Origin of the sequence: Escherichia sp. SCLE84 (assembly GCF_012584495.1) — a bacterium.
Lineage (GTDB): Bacteria > Pseudomonadota > Gammaproteobacteria > Enterobacterales > Enterobacteriaceae > ECMA0423.
Genome location: NZ_CP051430.1, coordinates 4464183 through 4479285, shown reverse-complemented (window position 1 = coordinate 4479285; position 15103 = coordinate 4464183). Strand labels below are relative to the sequence as shown.

23 protein-coding genes are annotated in these 15103 nt (G+C 45.6%); 17 read left to right on the top strand and 6 right to left on the bottom strand.

The window, feature by feature from the left end; genetic code table 11:
- Positions 1–130 precede the first annotated feature (130 nt).
- The 5 genes from HGD79_RS21830 (at position 131) to HGD79_RS21810 (ending at position 4141) form a co-directional block, all read left to right on the top strand.
- Entirely contained in the window at positions 131–496 is a 366-nt protein-coding gene (locus HGD79_RS21830) for a DUF2799 domain-containing protein (RefSeq protein ID WP_000976004.1), read from the top strand.
- A gap of 149 nt (positions 497–645) precedes the next feature.
- Positions 646–1164 carry a YfiR family protein gene (locus tag HGD79_RS21825; protein ID WP_001212391.1) on the top strand — a complete coding sequence of 173 codons (519 nt, stop codon included), beginning with the start codon at positions 646–648 and terminating at the stop codon, positions 1162–1164.
- Positions 1154–2380, top strand: coding sequence for a diguanylate cyclase DgcN (dgcN, locus tag HGD79_RS21820; RefSeq protein WP_000969032.1), 1227 nt, complete (start codon positions 1154–1156; stop codon positions 2378–2380). Before HGD79_RS21825 ends, dgcN begins: the two co-directional genes overlap by 11 nt.
- 15 nt (positions 2381–2395) lie before the next feature.
- The gene (locus tag HGD79_RS21815) at positions 2396–2878 is read left to right on the top strand and encodes an OmpA family protein (RefSeq protein WP_000589828.1); all 483 of its coding nucleotides are present in this window, start codon (positions 2396–2398) and stop codon (positions 2876–2878) included.
- A 453-nt stretch (positions 2879–3331) separates the two neighbouring features.
- Complete coding sequence (locus HGD79_RS21810) at positions 3332–4141, top strand: hypothetical protein (RefSeq protein ID WP_001394629.1); 810 nt, start codon at positions 3332–3334, stop codon at positions 4139–4141.
- Between the two features lie 116 nt (positions 4142–4257).
- Here the strand turns inward: HGD79_RS21810 and HGD79_RS21805 are convergent, their stop codons facing one another.
- From HGD79_RS21805 to HGD79_RS21795, 3 genes are read right to left on the bottom strand one after another with little or no spacing between them, the layout of a single operon-like run.
- Positions 4258–5298 (bottom strand): site-specific integrase, encoded by a 1041-nt coding sequence (locus HGD79_RS21805; RefSeq protein ID WP_168848502.1) that lies wholly within the window; start codon positions 5296–5298, stop codon positions 4258–4260.
- Positions 5299–5320: 22 nt separating this feature from the next.
- Positions 5321–5659: a DUF2511 domain-containing protein gene (locus tag HGD79_RS21800; protein ID WP_001394631.1), complete on the bottom strand. Its 339-nt coding sequence runs from the start codon at positions 5657–5659 to the stop codon at positions 5321–5323.
- Positions 5660–5667: 8 nt separating this feature from the next.
- Positions 5668–6528 (bottom strand): phage repressor protein CI, encoded by an 861-nt coding sequence (locus HGD79_RS21795; protein ID WP_001394632.1) that lies wholly within the window; start codon positions 6526–6528, stop codon positions 5668–5670.
- A gap of 121 nt (positions 6529–6649) precedes the next feature.
- Here HGD79_RS21795 and HGD79_RS21790 point away from each other — a divergent pair, with 121 nt between their 5' ends.
- The 9 genes from HGD79_RS21790 (at position 6650) to HGD79_RS21750 (ending at position 11346) form a co-directional block, all read left to right on the top strand.
- Positions 6650–7021, top strand: coding sequence for a hypothetical protein (locus HGD79_RS21790; protein WP_001278195.1), 372 nt, complete (start codon positions 6650–6652; stop codon positions 7019–7021).
- A gap of 32 nt (positions 7022–7053) precedes the next feature.
- Positions 7054–7563, top strand: coding sequence for a phage regulatory CII family protein (locus HGD79_RS21785; RefSeq protein ID WP_073507274.1), 510 nt, complete (start codon positions 7054–7056; stop codon positions 7561–7563).
- A gap of 7 nt (positions 7564–7570) precedes the next feature.
- A complete protein-coding gene (locus HGD79_RS21780) occupies positions 7571–7771 on the top strand; it encodes a phage filamentation protein Fil family protein (protein WP_000920167.1) in 201 nt (66 codons plus the stop codon).
- Entirely contained in the window at positions 7735–8073 is a 339-nt protein-coding gene (locus HGD79_RS21775; protein WP_073507273.1) for a DUF5347 domain-containing protein, read from the top strand. Before HGD79_RS21780 ends, HGD79_RS21775 begins: the two co-directional genes overlap by 37 nt.
- A 67-nt stretch (positions 8074–8140) precedes the next feature.
- Positions 8141–8368, top strand: coding sequence for a DUF2732 domain-containing protein (locus HGD79_RS21770; protein WP_001246238.1), 228 nt, complete (start codon positions 8141–8143; stop codon positions 8366–8368).
- Entirely contained in the window at positions 8368–8589 is a 222-nt protein-coding gene (locus tag HGD79_RS21765) for a TraR/DksA family transcriptional regulator (protein ID WP_000752601.1), read from the top strand. Before HGD79_RS21770 ends, HGD79_RS21765 begins: the two co-directional genes overlap by 1 nt.
- Positions 8590–8683: 94 nt before the next feature.
- Positions 8684–10813 carry a replication endonuclease gene (locus HGD79_RS21760; protein WP_073507272.1) on the top strand — a complete coding sequence of 710 codons (2130 nt, stop codon included), beginning with the start codon at positions 8684–8686 and terminating at the stop codon, positions 10811–10813.
- A 113-nt stretch (positions 10814–10926) separates the two neighbouring features.
- Positions 10927–11109, top strand: a complete 183-nt coding sequence (locus HGD79_RS21755) for a hypothetical protein (RefSeq protein WP_000232651.1) — start codon at positions 10927–10929, stop codon at positions 11107–11109.
- A gap of 3 nt (positions 11110–11112) precedes the next feature.
- Positions 11113–11346 carry a DinI family protein gene (locus tag HGD79_RS21750; protein WP_001222154.1) on the top strand — a complete coding sequence of 78 codons (234 nt, stop codon included), beginning with the start codon at positions 11113–11115 and terminating at the stop codon, positions 11344–11346.
- A 66-nt stretch (positions 11347–11412) separates the two neighbouring features.
- Here the strand turns inward: HGD79_RS21750 and HGD79_RS21745 are convergent, their stop codons facing one another.
- Positions 11413–11844: a hypothetical protein gene (locus HGD79_RS21745; protein ID WP_073507271.1), complete on the bottom strand. Its 432-nt coding sequence runs from the start codon at positions 11842–11844 to the stop codon at positions 11413–11415.
- Between HGD79_RS21745 and HGD79_RS21740 the strand changes: the two genes are divergently transcribed.
- Positions 11843–12034 (top strand): hypothetical protein, encoded by a 192-nt coding sequence (locus HGD79_RS21740; RefSeq protein WP_001407038.1) that lies wholly within the window; start codon positions 11843–11845, stop codon positions 12032–12034. The two genes, HGD79_RS21745 and HGD79_RS21740, sit on opposite strands and share 2 nt — an antisense overlap.
- Before the next feature lie 30 nt (positions 12035–12064).
- Here HGD79_RS21740 and HGD79_RS21735 read toward each other — a convergent pair whose 3' ends face one another.
- Positions 12065–12334: a hypothetical protein gene (locus HGD79_RS21735; RefSeq protein WP_073507529.1), complete on the bottom strand. Its 270-nt coding sequence runs from the start codon at positions 12332–12334 to the stop codon at positions 12065–12067.
- Between the two features lie 151 nt (positions 12335–12485).
- On the opposite strand from HGD79_RS21735, the gene HGD79_RS21730 reads away from it, so the two are divergent.
- On the top strand, positions 12486–13304 hold the full coding sequence (locus HGD79_RS21730; RefSeq protein WP_073507269.1) for a hypothetical protein: 819 nt from the start codon (positions 12486–12488) through the stop codon (positions 13302–13304).
- A complete protein-coding gene (locus tag HGD79_RS21725; protein ID WP_073507268.1) occupies positions 13301–14026 on the top strand; it encodes a hypothetical protein in 726 nt (241 codons plus the stop codon). Before HGD79_RS21730 ends, HGD79_RS21725 begins: the two co-directional genes overlap by 4 nt.
- A gap of 30 nt (positions 14027–14056) precedes the next feature.
- Here HGD79_RS21725 and HGD79_RS21720 read toward each other — a convergent pair whose 3' ends face one another.
- Complete coding sequence (locus tag HGD79_RS21720; protein WP_000517961.1) at positions 14057–15103, bottom strand: phage portal protein; 1047 nt, start codon at positions 15101–15103, stop codon at positions 14057–14059.

Here is a 15103-nt window from a genome sequence, read left to right as displayed (position 1 = left end):
TTTCAATCCATATTTCGTACATTTTTATTTACACATGCAATTTAGTCGCGATTTCAACCCTTACTTCTGTATAGATAAATTTACACTCCCTTTGAAAACAATCCGCTATGCTTTGAAAAAGGAGAAAGAAATGATGAAAAAGTTTATCGCCCCCTTGTTGGCTTTACTGGTTAGCGGATGTCAGATTGATCCTTATACTCACGCGCCAACCTTGACCAGCACCGACTGGTATGATGTTGGTATGGAAGATGCGATATCGGGCAGCGCCATAAAAGATGACGATGCATTTAGCGATTCACAGGCGGATCGCGGTCTATACCTTAAAGGATATGCCGAAGGACAAAAGAAAACTTGCCAGACCGATTTTACTTATGCCCGGGGACTTTCCGGTAAAAGCTTTCCTGCCAGCTGCAACAATGTTGAAAATGCCAGCCAACTGCATGAAGTATGGCAAAAAGGGGCTGATGAAAATGCCAGCACAATACGATTAAATTAATTAAAACCCCACAAATAAATTAAACATAAGATTTTACTCATTGTGTTTTATTTCTCACATTGATGACGATCGCATCAAAAAATGATATTTTAATGAGCATTCTGAAAAAATATCGATGCATTTCGAGCGAAGATGGTGGGGATCCCTGAATGCGTTTTTCTCACCGACTGTTCTTACTTCTGATTCTCCTGCTGACGGGAGCACCAATACTCGCTCAGGAGCCTTCTGACGTTGCGAAAAACGTGCGTATGATGGTTTCCGGTATTGTCAGTTACACCCGCTGGCCTGCGCTATCAGGGCCACCAAAGTTATGTATCTTTTCATCTTCACGTTTTAGTACCGCCCTACAAGAGAATGCCGCGACATCTTTGCCTTATCTGCCTGTCATCATTCACACTCAACAAGAGGCGATGATTTCAGGCTGCAATGGTTTTTATTTTGGCAACGAGTCACCGACATTCCAGATGGAATTAACCGAACAATATCCGTCAAAGGCGTTATTATTAATTGCCGAACAAAATACCGAGTGCATTATTGGTAGCGCCTTTTGTCTGATCATCCACAATAATGACGTCAGATTTGCCGTAAACCTGGATGCCTTATCGCGTAGCGGTGTAAAGGTCAACCCGGATGTCTTAATGCTCGCACGGAAGAAAAATGATGGATAACGATAATTCTCTTAATAAGCGCCCCACGTTTAAAAGAGCATTACGCAACATCAGTATGACCAGCATATTTATCACTATGATGCTGATCTGGTTGCTGCTTTCCGTGACCTCGGTGCTGACCCTGAAACAGTACGCGCAAAAAAACCTGGCACTGACAGCAGCAACAATGACTTACAGTCTGGAAGCAGCTGTCGTTTTTGCCGATGGCCCTGCAGCAACTGAAACACTGGCAGCGCTGGGCCAGCAAGGGCAATTTTCAACTGCAGAAGTACGTGATAAGCAGCAAAATATTCTGGCATCCTGGCATTACACCCGTAAGGATCCAGGCGATACTTTCAGCAATTTCATAAGCCACTGGCTCTTCCCTGCCCCCATCATTCAGCCGATTCGTCACAATGGCGAAACCATTGGCGAAGTACGCTTAACCGCTCGCGACAGTTCAATCAGCCATTTTATCTGGTTTTCGCTCGCCGTACTGACCGGTTGTATTCTGCTGGCATCAGGAATCGCAATTACCCTCACCCGCCATTTGCACAATGGCCTGGTGGAAGCACTGAAAAATATCACCGATGTCGTACATGATGTGCGTTCCAACCGCAATTTTTCCCGACGAGTTTCGGAAGAACGTATCGCTGAGTTTCACCGCTTCGCTCTCGACTTCAACAGTCTGCTGGATGAAATGGAAGAGTGGCAGCTTCGTTTACAGGCTAAAAATGCGCAGCTTCTACGTACCGCGCTACATGACCCATTAACCGGGCTGGCTAACCGCGCAGCGTTTCGTAGCGGCATCAACACGTTGATGAACAATTCCGATGCCCGAAAAACGTCGGCGTTACTATTTCTTGATGGCGATAATTTCAAATACATCAATGATACCTGGGGTCATGCGACGGGCGATAGGGTCTTGATTGAAATCGCAAAACGGTTAGCTGAATTTGGCGGGCTGCGACATAAAGCATACCGCCTGGGCGGCGATGAATTCGCTATGGTGCTCTATGATGTACAGTCAGAATCTGAAGTGCAGCAGATATGCTCAGCACTGACACAAATCTTTAATCTCCCGTTTGATCTTCATAATGGCCATCAGACCACCATGACATTAAGCATTGGTTACGCGATGACCATTGAGCACGCCTCTGCGGAAAAATTACAAGAGCTTGCCGATCACAATATGTATCAGGCCAAACACCAGCGTGCCGAAAAGCTGGTGAGATAACAAGGATATATCGATATGATAAAGCACCTGGTAGCACCCCTGATTTTCACCTCACTAATACTGACTGGCTGCCAGTCCCCTCAGGGAAAGTTTACTCCTGAGCAAGTCGCCGCTATGCAATCTTATGGATTTACTGAATCCGCCGGCGACTGGTCGCTGGGCTTATCAGATGCCATTCTGTTCGCAAAAAATGACTACAAATTGCTCCCGGAAAGCCAGCAACAGATCCAAACCATGGCAGCCAAATTGGCCTCGACAGGGCTAACACATGCCCGTATGGATGGACACACCGATAACTATGGTGAAGACAGTTACAACGAAGGCTTATCATTGAAACGGGCGAATGTCGTGGCCGATGCATGGGCTATGGGTGGACAAATTCCACGCAGCAATCTCACCACACAGGGTTTAGGAAAAAAATATCCCATAGCCAGTAACAAGACCGCCCAGGGCCGCGCCGAGAACCGCCGCGTCGCAGTGGTGATTACTACCCCTTAAAACACGAGCAAACAGATAAAAAAAGGGCCAGCCAATTGGCCAGCCCTTCTTAACAGGATGTCGCTTAAGCGAAATCTTAGTTAAGACGCTCCCAATAAAACCACATAAAAAACATATAATTATAATAAAAACAATTAGTTAATTTAATTTTTAATGCAGTGAATTGCAATATTCTGCAACCTCCGCCGCCACTTTGCCGCCACTTAAAGCTTTATACCACACAGACTTTAGTATACCCGAGTGAAACGCTAACACATGAGGTAGTTGGAAAATTTCCGTATATGTTGTAATATTGATACGCATTATATGATTTTTACCTGATATAATGTAATTATTAGCTTCAAAATTATTTTTGCACGAATCAGGTATTACCAAGTAGTTGTCAGTTTTTAAAAACCCAACATCCTAAAATTAGCATTGTTTTTTAACCACAAAACATCCACGGAGAAGAACGTGTCAAAAAAGGATACAATCCAGATTATCGATATCAGGATGCAGAGACCAATCATAGCAAGAATAGAAGAAGAAAATTTAAATTTGACATTGCAAATGTCAGATAAAGCCACATTATCTGGTGCGACAGTTAGTTTTTTCACCCCAAATAACGTTTCTATATTCTTATCCTCAGCAAAAAAAGAGCTCTCAAAATCCAATTCTATATATAAAAGTCTTTTTGGAAAAATACACAAAACCAAACATAAAAACTTTAAAATTTCCGACAAAGACCTGCCGAGACTCTATAATTACTTTGAATCAATTCAGACGGCCATTATTTCTATGTATACTGCAATTGAGTCTTTTGCAAATATATGCATACCACATGATTATGTTTATGAAAAAAACAATGCCAAGGGAATCAAAGAATCCTATAGCAAAGAGCTAATTGAGCGATATATACCAACAAGTGAAAAAATAGATAAAATCCTACCGTCTATTTTAAATTGTGATTCACCTAAAGGTTCAAAACTATGGCAAGATTTTAAAAGCCTTGAGTCACTTAGAAATGACATAATTCACCCCAAGACAACAAAGAAAAACACAGAAACAAAAGAAGACTCATCTTTTTTATGCATTTTACTATCAGATGACTTTATAAAAAAAGTTTCCTGTGGATTTGATTTGGTATCTTATTTTTGCAAACAAGACACTACTCATAGTCTTTTCCCAATGGGTTTCGGTGAAATTGAACTTAAACCTGTCCCAATTAAAGCCGGTGACTTTGAAAAAGTTGATGATCATGATGAAATAGAATTACCATCATAAGAAAAAAACACAAACCATAAAGACGGCCATAGGTGGTCTTTATGGTTTACAATAGACGCAGCCGTTATTAAATTTAAATCCAACAGCGTTAAAATAAACTAACAATATACGCATAATTAATCTTTCCATTTAAAACCATTACATAATGTTAAAGGATTAAATGTTACAACCTCCTCAAGATGCTCCGGGGAGAAATGTGCATACTTCATAGTTTCACGAATATTCGCATGACCGAGTATACGTTGCAGCACAAGAATATTCCCGCCATTCATCATAAAATGAGCTCCGAAGGTATGACGCAGAACGTGTGTCTTTTGCCCTTCCGTCAGTTCGATATCCGTTAGTTTGAGCATCTTTTTAAACTCCTGATAGCAAGGCTTAAACATCTTTCCCTGCCTTTCAGATAATTCGTCATACAACCATTTTGGGATCGGAACGGTTCGATTCTTTTTCCCTTTTGTTTTGGTGAAGGTCAGTTTATGTGGCGAGAGCTGGGGACGTGTCAACCTCTCAGCCTCACCCCATCTAGCACCTGTTGCAAGACAAATCTTAACAATCATGGTGAGGTCTTCTTTTCCGTATTGCTCGCATGCCTGAAACAATTTCGGAATTTGAGACAAAGTGAGCCAAGACATTTCTTTCTCGGCTTCCTTGAAAACACGGACTCCATCAAGTGGATTTGGTAAGCTCCACTCCCCTAGCCTTTTGAGCTCATTAAATACAGCCTCAAGATATTGTTGCTCACGATTGACAGTTATCGGTTTAGCAATCCATTTTGCCGGGTCTTTATGATAGCCATTATCTATCTCCCCCCGAAGTCGGCGGTCACGGTAATGAGCCCAATCTTTAGCAGTAAGGCGGGATGCAATAGGGTCACCAAGTCCATTACACACGATTTGAAGTTTAGCTAACCGCGACTTACTGGCGACCAGTGCCTGTCCGTGTAAATTATGCCAAAGCTGGATAATCTCACTTAAGCGTCGGCGGTCTTCTTTCTTGCCGAGCCACGGCTTATCCTCACTCTCACTTTTCGTAAATGCTTCGAATGCCTCGGCCTCACCTTTGGTATTGAATTGCCGACGTATACGCCGCCCTTCTCGACCATTTGGATAGAGCTCGCATAACCATTTGCCATTTTTTTGCTTACTTACAGTCATAATGTCACCGAGGCAACTCTAATTATTCCCAAAGTGCTGTTGCAGCATCCATTACAGGATCCAAAGGAATTTTTACGCCTGCATACTCCGGGCTATCTTTCCAAACAGTATCAATATTGCTCCCCTCAAGCTTTCCAGACTTTACTCCATCAATCGCAAAACCATTTAATGGGTATCGGTCATCTGTTGCTTTGTCGTACACAAAGGCATATTTACCGTTGACACAAGACACCGTAGCTTTTTCAAAAGTTAACGGCCAATCCTCACCAAACTTAGCGCCATCTAAATCCTGTGTTTTTTCAGCGGCTGAGGCTCCAAAAGAAAGGGTAAGAAGCAGAGCTAAAAAGAGTTTACATTTCATAATGTCCCTTACACGTGTTTTTCCAATGTGAAAACTACAGCCCCGGCAGGAGTAATGTCTGTAATGTTGCATTCAAACTCAGCAGACTTATTTGACAACCTGACTTTTCCACCGGGCAAGCGAATTACATCAAAAACATCAAGAGCGCCGTCGATATCAATTAACCAGCGACCATTACTTATATTCGAAGCAGAACAGTCGACAAGCCAAGAGGCAGCTACACCGTCAACAAAAATCAATTCCCCTGAGTTAGAAGGAATCATTGAGGGGTCAGGATGCCACGTTCCTGCATCCTTAAGCTCACCAGATTCAAGACGAGATTTTTTAATAGAAAAACCAGATGTGACATCTTCCCTGTTAGCTCGCATTTGCCCCTTGCCTGTTGCTAACCATTCCAGTGACGTATCGGTATCAAGAGCGCATGTAACAACAACATCACCAGGGAAAAAATCTCGCCTTACCCATGTGCTAATTGTGCCAGAGGAAATGCCGAGCAAATCACCGAGCTCCTTTTGCATGGTAAAGCCATACGCATCAAGAATCCTACGCAAAACGGTTTTACCACCATTCGTCATAATCTCGTCATAAAGCTCTTTGCCTTTTAACTTGCAACTGGCTCGCTCGTGATTTGCATTTGCAAGTTCTCCATTTACAAGCCAATTGATATCAGCTCCCGTGTCAAGACAACACCTAACTATGACATTGCCAGGTATTGCATCACGCTGAACCCAGCCGCTAACGCTGTGTTTAGCGATACCTAGCAGGTCAGCCAAATCCTTTTGCATCTTGACCCCATAGGCTGACATTAAGCGTTCCAATACGCCGTTCGTTGCACTAACACGCCACTGAACATCAAGCTCAGAACTCATAAAAACCCCTACAGATAATTTTATGGGTGTTTACAGAAAACTTTTTACGATCTATAGTGGCATTCATCGACCAAGATGCACACCACTGCACTACATTTCAAACAACAGGAGATAATGCGATATGTCAGATGCAAAATCAATCTCGACGCACGACTCGCAAAACTCACAAAATCAAACTGTGCTGCTAGATCCAACACAGTTTGATGCCATCGTTACCGCCATGCTGCCAGCTCTACAGACAATGATTCGCTCCGCTATGTCAGACACGATGACTGTGAAAGACTTCGCCGCTACTCGCGGTGTTAGCGAGCGTCTGGTCTGGCAATGGCTCGATGAGGGAGTCCTTCTCAAAGCTCCGACCAAAGACTTTTCCAACAAAGAGGAAGCTGCTAAACGAAGCCGAACCCTCGTAAACGTAAAAGCATGGCGCGATAAGCTGACTCAACAAGCGATTGATTGTCGCTACATCGACCAGCGCACCGCTCTTAACTGAATTTGATTATGCAAGTTAGAGGGAATTTAACCATGTTTGATTTTCAGGTTTCCAAACATCCCCACTATGACGAAGCATGCCGCATTTTCGCACAGCGTCACAATATGGCGAAGCTGGCCAAGCGTGCAGGTATGAACGTTCAAACGTTACGTAACAAGCTCAACCCGGAACAGCCTCACCAGTTCACGCCGTCTGAATTGTGGCTGCTGACTGACCTGACCGAAGACTCAACCCTCATTGATGGTTTTTTAGCGCAGATTCACTGCCTACCATGCGTGCCGGTTAATGAGTTGGCTAAAGACAAATTGCAGTCTTATGTCATGCGCGCAATGCGTGAACTCGGCGAACTGGCGAGCGGCGCGGTATCTGATGAACGTCTGACCATTGCCCGTAAGCACAACATGATTGAAAGCGTTAACTCCGGCATTCGCATGTTGTCATTGTCGGCTCTGGCTCTGCATGCACGTCTGCAGACTAATCCAGCTATGTCGAGCGTGGTCGATACCATGAGCGGTATTGGCGCATCGTTTGGTCTGATTTGAGGTGCGTATGCTGAAAAGTGAACCGTCATTCGCATCTCTGCTCGTTAAGCAAAGCCCCGGCATGCACTACGGCCACGGCTGGATCGCAGGTAAGGACGGCAAGCGCTGGCACCCGAGCCACTCGCAGGCTGATTTACTGGCTGGCCTCTCTACTCAAAAGCGGGGGGGATCATGGCTATCGAAGCTGTTTCCGCGACTGTTCCGCTAAAAGCGGGTGAACGTCTGGCCGGTCTCAATCATGTTGCCGAATTGCGCGCGAGATATTGGGGCGATAGCTGGAAAGAGGTTGAACGTTTTGTCGATGATATGCGCGATAAACGTGCCCCACAATTTGAAGAAAATAATCGGGCGCTGGCCGCTATTTTCTTTCTGGCAAAAATACCGGCGGCTCGTCATGAACTCGAATTAAGTGAGCTGACTACTGACGAGAAAAAGGCGCTTATTACAGCGATGAATCATTTTCGTGCAGTAGTGAGCTTATTTCCCAAACGGCTAACCATGCCGAATTAATCCAAACAGAAATTTAATGGCGTAAACCCGCCGGGCATCTTATTGCCCGAAATCAGGAGAGTTAATTATGCGTAATACCGAAATCCGTAGTTTTAACACTGATAGCGATGCGCTGGCCGTATTGCTGACCGATGCAAAAAAAGAAGAGCGTAAAGACCGCGCGCTCGCTGTTTCCATCCGCCTTGAGGCGCTGGCTATCCATATTACCAGAGAGGGAATGAGCGGCACCGAAGCTGCCGAACTGCTGCGCCGTGAAGCAACCCGCTTTGAGAATGAATCACAGGAGCTGCACTAATGGCCGACGCAATGGATTTAGCACAACTGCGCGAGCAGGAAGACCGCGAACGCCACATCAGCAACGCACGCACCCGTATCGCTGCACCTTCCCGTTTTCTTTGCGAGGAATGTGACGCACCAATCCCGGAAGCTCGCCGCATTGCGATTCCGGGCGTGGCTTTTTGCGTAACCTGCCAGCAAATCGCAGAGCTAAAAAACAAACACTATCGGGGGGTATAAATTGGCTGTTCAATTCGCTTATCCGTGGAACGTCCCACGGTCGGCAATCTCCAGCCCATACCTTACTTATGAGCAACAGCATCGCCGCGACCGTATGTTCGCGGCTTTGCTGCATGCAAAAAAGGTGCTTTCTCTCCAGCCCGACTGCGTGCGGTTAGATGTTTATCGCACTGCTGCGGTGCTGGAACAAAATCAGGGTAGTCAACGAGCCAATGCATTTTTAATCAGCTTCTGCAAAAAGGCATTGCCGCGTCTTGAACTGGTCGCAAAAAAATACGAATGCGCTGGTATCAACAGCAAGGTATCAACCGCTGTTTTTGGAAGTCATTTTGATACTCAGCAAATGCAATATCTGTCGTCACGCATGGTTAATATGGTCGCCCGATATAACCGTCTCCCGGACATGTCGCGCGCTGATGTTGACCTGTTGGCCGCTGATATTGCTAATTTCATTCGTGGTGAACTTGCCAACATTAATGACCACGGATTCGGCGAGCTTAAAACGCTGTACACCTGGTATATTCGTGCTGGCTTTATTTCCCTCCAATTCAACGTTATCCCACCACATTGGGAGCGGGTTGAAAAAAAATATGTCGGTGCGGATGAAATCGCACCGGCTATCGCCAAAATGTTTAACGATGGGTGGTGGCGCGGTCGTTTGCGCCGTGTAGCAGCTACGTGGCGCGAACACCTGCAAATTGCAGTCGGCAACGTCAGTAAGAAAAAAAACACTTACGCGAGTAAAAACTGCGTGACTGACTGGCGTGAACAAAAGCGCCGCACTCGTGAATTTCTCAAAGGTCTGGATCTCGAAGACGAAGACGGCAACCGTATCAGCCTAATTGAAAAATATGATGGCTCAGTTGCTAACCCTGCGATTCGCCGCTGTGAGCTCATGACCCGCATTCGTGGGTTTGAAAACATCTGTAATGAGCTCGGTTATGTCGGTGAGTTTTACACTCTAACCGCGCCGTCAAAATATCACGCCACGACTAAAGCCGGTTACCGTAACAGCAAATGGAGCGGTGCCAGCCCGGCTGACACGCAAAACTATCTAACCGGTATCTGGGCGCGTATCCGTGCCAAACTACATCGGGAAGATGTCCGTATTTTCGGTATTCGTGTCGCCGAGCCCCATCACGACGGCACTCCACACTGGCACATGCTGATGTTCATGCTGCCGGAAGATGTTGAATATGTTCGCTCCATCGTCCGTAAATACGCATGGAAAGAAGACCGCCACGAACTGAAAAGCGATAAATCCCAAAAAGCACGTTTCCACGCGGAGTCCATTGACCCGGAGAAAGGCAGCGCAACCGGCTATGTTGCTAAATACATTTCAAAAAATATCGACGGTTATGCTCTCGATGGTGAAACCGATGATGAAAGCGGTGAGCTGCTGAAAGAGACAGCCCCCGCCGTTTCAGCATGGGCTGCGCGCTGGCACATCCGTCAGTTTCAGTTTATTGGTGGTGCGCCGGTGACGGTTTACCGTGAGTTGCGTCGCCTCGCTGATACCGAAACCGCGCACGGTCTGAGCGTTGAGTTTGCCGCCGTCCATGATGCCGCCGACGCTGGTGACTGGGCTGGTTATGTTAATGCTCAGGGTGGGCCGTTTGTCCGTCGCGATGATTTACAGGTGCGCACACTGTATGAACCGCGTACCGAGCTTAATCAGTACGGTGAGGAAACGGTATGTATTAAGGGGGTCTACGATTCCTCCATAGGTGCAGGAAGCCCGATTTTAACCCGGCTCACTCAGTGGAAGATTGTTCCGAAGCGTGCTGTTGATTTGGCCGTTGACCTTCAGGACGGCAAAGCCGTCCCTCGGAGTTCTGTCAATAACTGTACGGGAAGCGAAAGCGATCCACCGATACTGGATTTAACAAAACCACTGAGTCGGCGTGAAAGACGAGAATTGACCAACCGACTCAGGAAGCAAAAGCCAGCAGCACGGCGAAAATTCATCCACGGAACGGATGAGCAAAACGCAGCTATAGCTAAAACTATCGATGAGATACATCTGACAACCGGCATTAATATCAGCCGGGGCGAAGCCCTGCACCTGATGGCCGGTGGTAAAAGTTGTTTTGATGGTAAATGGCTACGCGGAACGGCCAAAGGAGAAATATTTTCCGCAGCACCATCGCATGAGGCTAAAGCTCGGAAAATCCTTAATCGTGTTGCGGCGATGGCTGAAGAATCAAAACCAATACATGAGTAATTCATATCCATATCATGCACATACAGCAATCGCTCTATTCGTTTTTTTTCTTCCCATCTTTTGCCAATACGTGCTACTGTATAAACATACAGTAACCCTATGGGAGGGATTTCATGGTTGGCGAACATTTCAGCCGAACGCAGCAAAAGTGGGCTTGTGTGCAATTTATTGCCGAGGTATCTCTGATTGCAAACTGCAAGCCATCAGACTTAAAGCTCGCGCTCACTCTCATTGCAGACCTAGCAAACAGCGAAAATAACGAAACCGAAGATGATAATTTTTATAAGGCTGATTAGATTATGAGAATCAATATCACGTTGGATAAAGAGCAAAAAATTAGTCAGGCAACATTGGATGCACTTGAGGCTGAACTGTACCGCAATCTTCAACCTATTTACCCAAAGACTGCTATCCGAATTCGCAAGGGCTCCGCTAATGGCGTTGAACTAAGCGGTTTGAAACTGGACGAAGATAAAAAACGAGTAATGGAAATCATGCAGCAGGTATGGGAGGACGATAGCTGGCTGCATTAACAAACGCCGCCGGTGCTGAAACTTGCTTTCAGTGCTGACGGGTTGAACAACGAGCCACGCGAGGCGTTAGTTGGTTACCAGATTGACACCGAGTGAAAGCAGGTTTGTCACCGCACCTGCAATAACTCCGGGTGTCCCGTCTTTCACCGCACTGATAATCTTATCGCCCATCGTTTCACTACCGCCGAGTGCCTCGGGCTTTTTGTTGAGCACGGCGAGTGCTTTCTCGGTCAGGCGCACATCCCGAAAATAAGTCTGATGGTCTGTTTCATATTGGATGTAGCCGTTTTCACTGAGAAAAGTGAATGTACCCTCAACCACACTACGCAACTGATTCAGTGCTTTCATTTCCGGTGAGTTAAGTTGGTCAAAGTAGTCATCAGGTAGCACGGCGTTAAATTTTTCGTAGGTGATGACCTGCGGCACCGGGAAGTTATCCCATAACACCGCAAAAATTTCCGCCGTCTGCTGGTTAAATAATTCGAGGTTTTTGGACATGCATAATTCCCTTTCATCGATAGACCCGTTTGCCGATTGGGCAAAAAAGCTGACCGTAATGGCTTCAAATAACGACCTGAGTTCTCGTGAGGTGGAAAGCTACACCGAAAAAATGGTCGAGCAAGCCAGTAAAGATGAGCTTACGGTCGTTATCAAACACCTGTTAAACCACATTAGAATGCACAAATAAAAGGATCTATATCAATATGTTATCTCTCGTTTATGAAAATCGGTGGACGACGATTTTTCTGCTGATTTTTGCCAGCATGTGCCTCAATAGTGTTATTGGCGCATTACACGCCCAGTAATCGCGACAAAACCAGCCCCAAACCGGCACCGTGAATGCCGGTTTTTTATGCCATTTTTCCGCGATTTCCCCGTTTTTAGCCGTGCATGCAACAGGTGCATGCTTTTGCATTCGCAGGGGTTGCCCGTTCTGACCGTGCGCCGCCAGAGCTGGCGCGGATCCCGAGTGTTCATGCAACTGCATTAAAACCGCCCCGTAAAGCGGGCAGGCGTGGCGGGGAAAGCATTGCGCGCAGCACACACTTGCAATTTGATATTTTTGGTGTAAAAAATCGGTGTCAATGAGTAGAAGATGAAAAATAATAACCAAAGGTTACTAAATCAAGGATGTGCCGATGAAAGTTAGCTATGACGTTGTCATCAAAAGTGGTGATCAAGAAGTTGATATGGAGTATGGCCTTGATACCCTCTCTGGAACGGCTGAGGTGACATGCATACTAGCAGAGGCAATACTCAGAAAAAAAATTATTAAGCGCCGCACTCATGTTAACCCTGCGCGAGCGGTTCTCAAACAAAGCTTTAAAAGTTCTTATGGTCAAAACTTCGACTTGATTGTTAATGAGCCGGAATTAGCTGCCGAATTAAAAAAAATGACCCGTTCTGTGTTCTCGGAAGTCATGGGGTATTTTATTTCTGAATCTCTATATCTGGAAACTAAGGAGCTATCTCCAAAAGCTGCAGGAATTATTGAGGAGCTTGAGGAAATTGAAGATGAACTTATTGATCGTATCAGACAACCTTTGGTAAGGATGCATAGGATAAATCTTCAAAAAAACTTTGATGTTGAACTTAACTATAAAAAACCTGCTGGAAAACAAAGAATAGCAAAGTTAGACACAATGACTGCTACAAACTTGACACAATCAAAAATAAAGCCCGGTCAAGTTAATATTAACGCAGTTATTACTCGATTTAATGCGAGAACTGGAAATGGTAGGTTAGTTATCGAAGGTGAAGATGATACAGTAGCCTTTGGTTTTTACATGCCTTTAAAGGCTATACCCGCCGCTCAAAAAAGATTGGTCTCATTAAATTTACACAATAATAATGGCAGGCAAGATAACTACACATATCTAAAACTTACTGTTAGCAAAGTTGTAGTAAAAAGTGGTGATGTGGTGAAATATCTAATCCGTATGGTTGAAACTGTATGAGAAAGGTGTTGCTGTCTTCGGCTGGCGTGATTGTAGCTGTGTGCGCCTTGTATTACTTCAACTTCGGAGTAAACGGACATTTATCCAGCAAGACTGATGTTTGGGCGCAGTTTGGTGATTATTTGGGTGGTGTCGTCAACCCTATACTTTCATTTATTACAATTTACCTCCTTATAAATTCAATAAAACTTCAAAGGGAGGCTAATTCCAGCCTGATCGATGAAGTAAAAAGGCAAGAATCTTTAGAAGAGTATAAAAAATTTGAAGTGAGATTTTTCCATTTGGTTGAATGTCAGGATTCTAACTTTGAAAGGTTTTGTGTTCAAGTTGGTGATATTGATGGACAAACTGACGGGGTGGTCGAAGAATTTACAAGTGGTGCAGCCGTAACTTATCTTGAAGATAATATTGTAATTTTAGTTAAAGCCAAGGTAAAAAAAGAGGTAATAACAAAGTGGTTAAGTGAAGTGGATGCTAATGATTGCATTTTTTCAGTGGTGCGTCGCTTTTATTTGATTGTGAAGTTGATAGATAATTGCGGGGTTGAACGGGAAGATTATTATGAAACATTAGTTAACTTAACTGACATAAAAATAATATCTTTAGTTGCAATGGCTTGTACATACTACGAGTGGGATATCGTAAAGTATATCCATGACAGTAAAATACTTGAACGAGATGGAGTTAAAGAGTTTGTTTCGCAAATATCCACTCACGATTGAGAGCCGCCATGCTGGCGGCTAGAGTGGTGATTATTCCGGATTATCGAGGGTGTACTCTTTGAACCTGATGACCTCCATGCCGAGCCAGTCGTTTACCTCCCTGAACCTGTCCTGTAGCGGCGACAGCTCATTGCGCACAAATACCTTTGCCACCTTCTCAACGTCACCGAGTGAACCGATATTCTCGGGCTTGCCGCCCATGAGCTGGAACGGTACGCGGTGCGCGTCCATCAGGTCGGCGGCGCTGGCTTTCTTAATGTTGAAAAAGTCATCCTTTGTGGCGACCTCGCTCAGTGGCACGATTTTGATGCCGTCCGGTTTTCCGCCGGGGGCGTAGAAAAACAGGTTCTTAAAGTTGCCGAGTCCCTTCGAGTTACGCATCGCCTCGCGCAGCGATTCGACGTCGGTCGCACTTTGCGCCGGGTCAGTCACATACATGATGTAGCCTGCGTGCGCGCCGTTCTGATAATACTTGCGGCGGAACAGCGTCGCGGATTCATTCAGCCAAGCGGAATTAAGCGCGCTGAGATATTCCGGCAGACCGTAAATCTCCTGATTAATGTCGGGCTCCAGCAGGTGAAACACGGTATCAGGCGCGAACTCGTGCGGCTGGGTGAAGTTTTCCACAAACCAGAAAATCGAATCGTCGACTCCGCGTCGGGTGTATTTGGCTGGCGAGGCCAGCAGTTTGATTAACTGGCCGGTGACGCTGTGGCGCTGCTCAAGAAAGGCGTTACCGAACACCAGATAATCGAGCGCAAAGCGGCTGAAATCCTGACGGGATAACAACGGGTGCGGAATGTAGGTGCTCGCGAGCACGTTACGCTTAACATAAATTGGCGAGCTGTGATGCACGGCAGAGCGCAGGCTCTTTGCCAGCCCTGAGAAGCTGACCGGCGGCTCGTACCATTTGCCGTTACTGATGCATTCGACGTAATCCAGAATGTCGCGCTTATCGAGTACCGGCACCGGCTCGCCGAAGGTGAACGCTGTCGTTTTTGGCGGTGCGCTGGCGGTCAGTTGTTGTGGTTTGCTGGCCTTTTGTGCGTTGGCTTTACGGGATTTTTGTTTACCCAT

What these genes read in the sequence shown, in the direction of transcription:
- HGD79_RS21765 (WP_000752601.1), top strand. Translation starts at nt 8,368, where the DNA reads ATGGCCGACGCAATGGATTTAGCACAACTGCGCGAGCAGGAAGACCGC.
- HGD79_RS21780 (WP_000920167.1), top strand. Translation starts at nt 7,571, where the DNA reads ATGCTGAAAAGTGAACCGTCATTCGCATCTCTGCTCGTTAAGCAAAGC.
- HGD79_RS21725 (WP_073507268.1), top strand. Translation starts at nt 13,301, where the DNA reads ATGAGAAAGGTGTTGCTGTCTTCGGCTGGCGTGATTGTAGCTGTGTGC.
- HGD79_RS21735 (WP_073507529.1), bottom strand. Translation starts at nt 12,334, where the DNA reads ATGCAGTTGCATGAACACTCGGGATCCGCGCCAGCTCTGGCGGCGCAC.
- HGD79_RS21815 (WP_000589828.1), top strand. Translation starts at nt 2,396, where the DNA reads ATGATAAAGCACCTGGTAGCACCCCTGATTTTCACCTCACTAATACTG.
- HGD79_RS21760 (WP_073507272.1), top strand. Translation starts at nt 8,684, where the DNA reads ATGTTCGCGGCTTTGCTGCATGCAAAAAAGGTGCTTTCTCTCCAGCCC.
- HGD79_RS21755 (WP_000232651.1), top strand. Translation starts at nt 10,927, where the DNA reads ATGGTTGGCGAACATTTCAGCCGAACGCAGCAAAAGTGGGCTTGTGTG.
- HGD79_RS21800 (WP_001394631.1), bottom strand. Translation starts at nt 5,659, where the DNA reads ATGAAATGTAAACTCTTTTTAGCTCTGCTTCTTACCCTTTCTTTTGGA.
- HGD79_RS21745 (WP_073507271.1), bottom strand. Translation starts at nt 11,844, where the DNA reads ATGTCCAAAAACCTCGAATTATTTAACCAGCAGACGGCGGAAATTTTT.
- HGD79_RS21830 (WP_000976004.1), top strand. Translation starts at nt 131, where the DNA reads ATGATGAAAAAGTTTATCGCCCCCTTGTTGGCTTTACTGGTTAGCGGA.
- HGD79_RS21795 (WP_001394632.1), bottom strand. Translation starts at nt 6,528, where the DNA reads ATGAGTTCTGAGCTTGATGTTCAGTGGCGTGTTAGTGCAACGAACGGC.
- HGD79_RS21720 (WP_000517961.1), bottom strand. Translation starts at nt 15,103, where the DNA reads ATGGGTAAACAAAAATCCCGTAAAGCCAACGCACAAAAGGCCAGCAAA.
- HGD79_RS21785 (WP_073507274.1), top strand. Translation starts at nt 7,054, where the DNA reads ATGTTTGATTTTCAGGTTTCCAAACATCCCCACTATGACGAAGCATGC.
- HGD79_RS21825 (WP_001212391.1), top strand. Translation starts at nt 646, where the DNA reads ATGCGTTTTTCTCACCGACTGTTCTTACTTCTGATTCTCCTGCTGACG.
- HGD79_RS21750 (WP_001222154.1), top strand. Translation starts at nt 11,113, where the DNA reads ATGAGAATCAATATCACGTTGGATAAAGAGCAAAAAATTAGTCAGGCA.
- HGD79_RS21775 (WP_073507273.1), top strand. Translation starts at nt 7,735, where the DNA reads ATGGCTATCGAAGCTGTTTCCGCGACTGTTCCGCTAAAAGCGGGTGAA.
- HGD79_RS21770 (WP_001246238.1), top strand. Translation starts at nt 8,141, where the DNA reads ATGCGTAATACCGAAATCCGTAGTTTTAACACTGATAGCGATGCGCTG.
- HGD79_RS21730 (WP_073507269.1), top strand. Translation starts at nt 12,486, where the DNA reads ATGAAAGTTAGCTATGACGTTGTCATCAAAAGTGGTGATCAAGAAGTT.
- HGD79_RS21805 (WP_168848502.1), bottom strand. Translation starts at nt 5,298, where the DNA reads ATGACTGTAAGTAAGCAAAAAAATGGCAAATGGTTATGCGAGCTCTAT.
- HGD79_RS21740 (WP_001407038.1), top strand. Translation starts at nt 11,843, where the DNA reads ATGCATAATTCCCTTTCATCGATAGACCCGTTTGCCGATTGGGCAAAA.
- HGD79_RS21790 (WP_001278195.1), top strand. Translation starts at nt 6,650, where the DNA reads ATGTCAGATGCAAAATCAATCTCGACGCACGACTCGCAAAACTCACAA.
- dgcN (WP_000969032.1), top strand. Translation starts at nt 1,154, where the DNA reads ATGATGGATAACGATAATTCTCTTAATAAGCGCCCCACGTTTAAAAGA.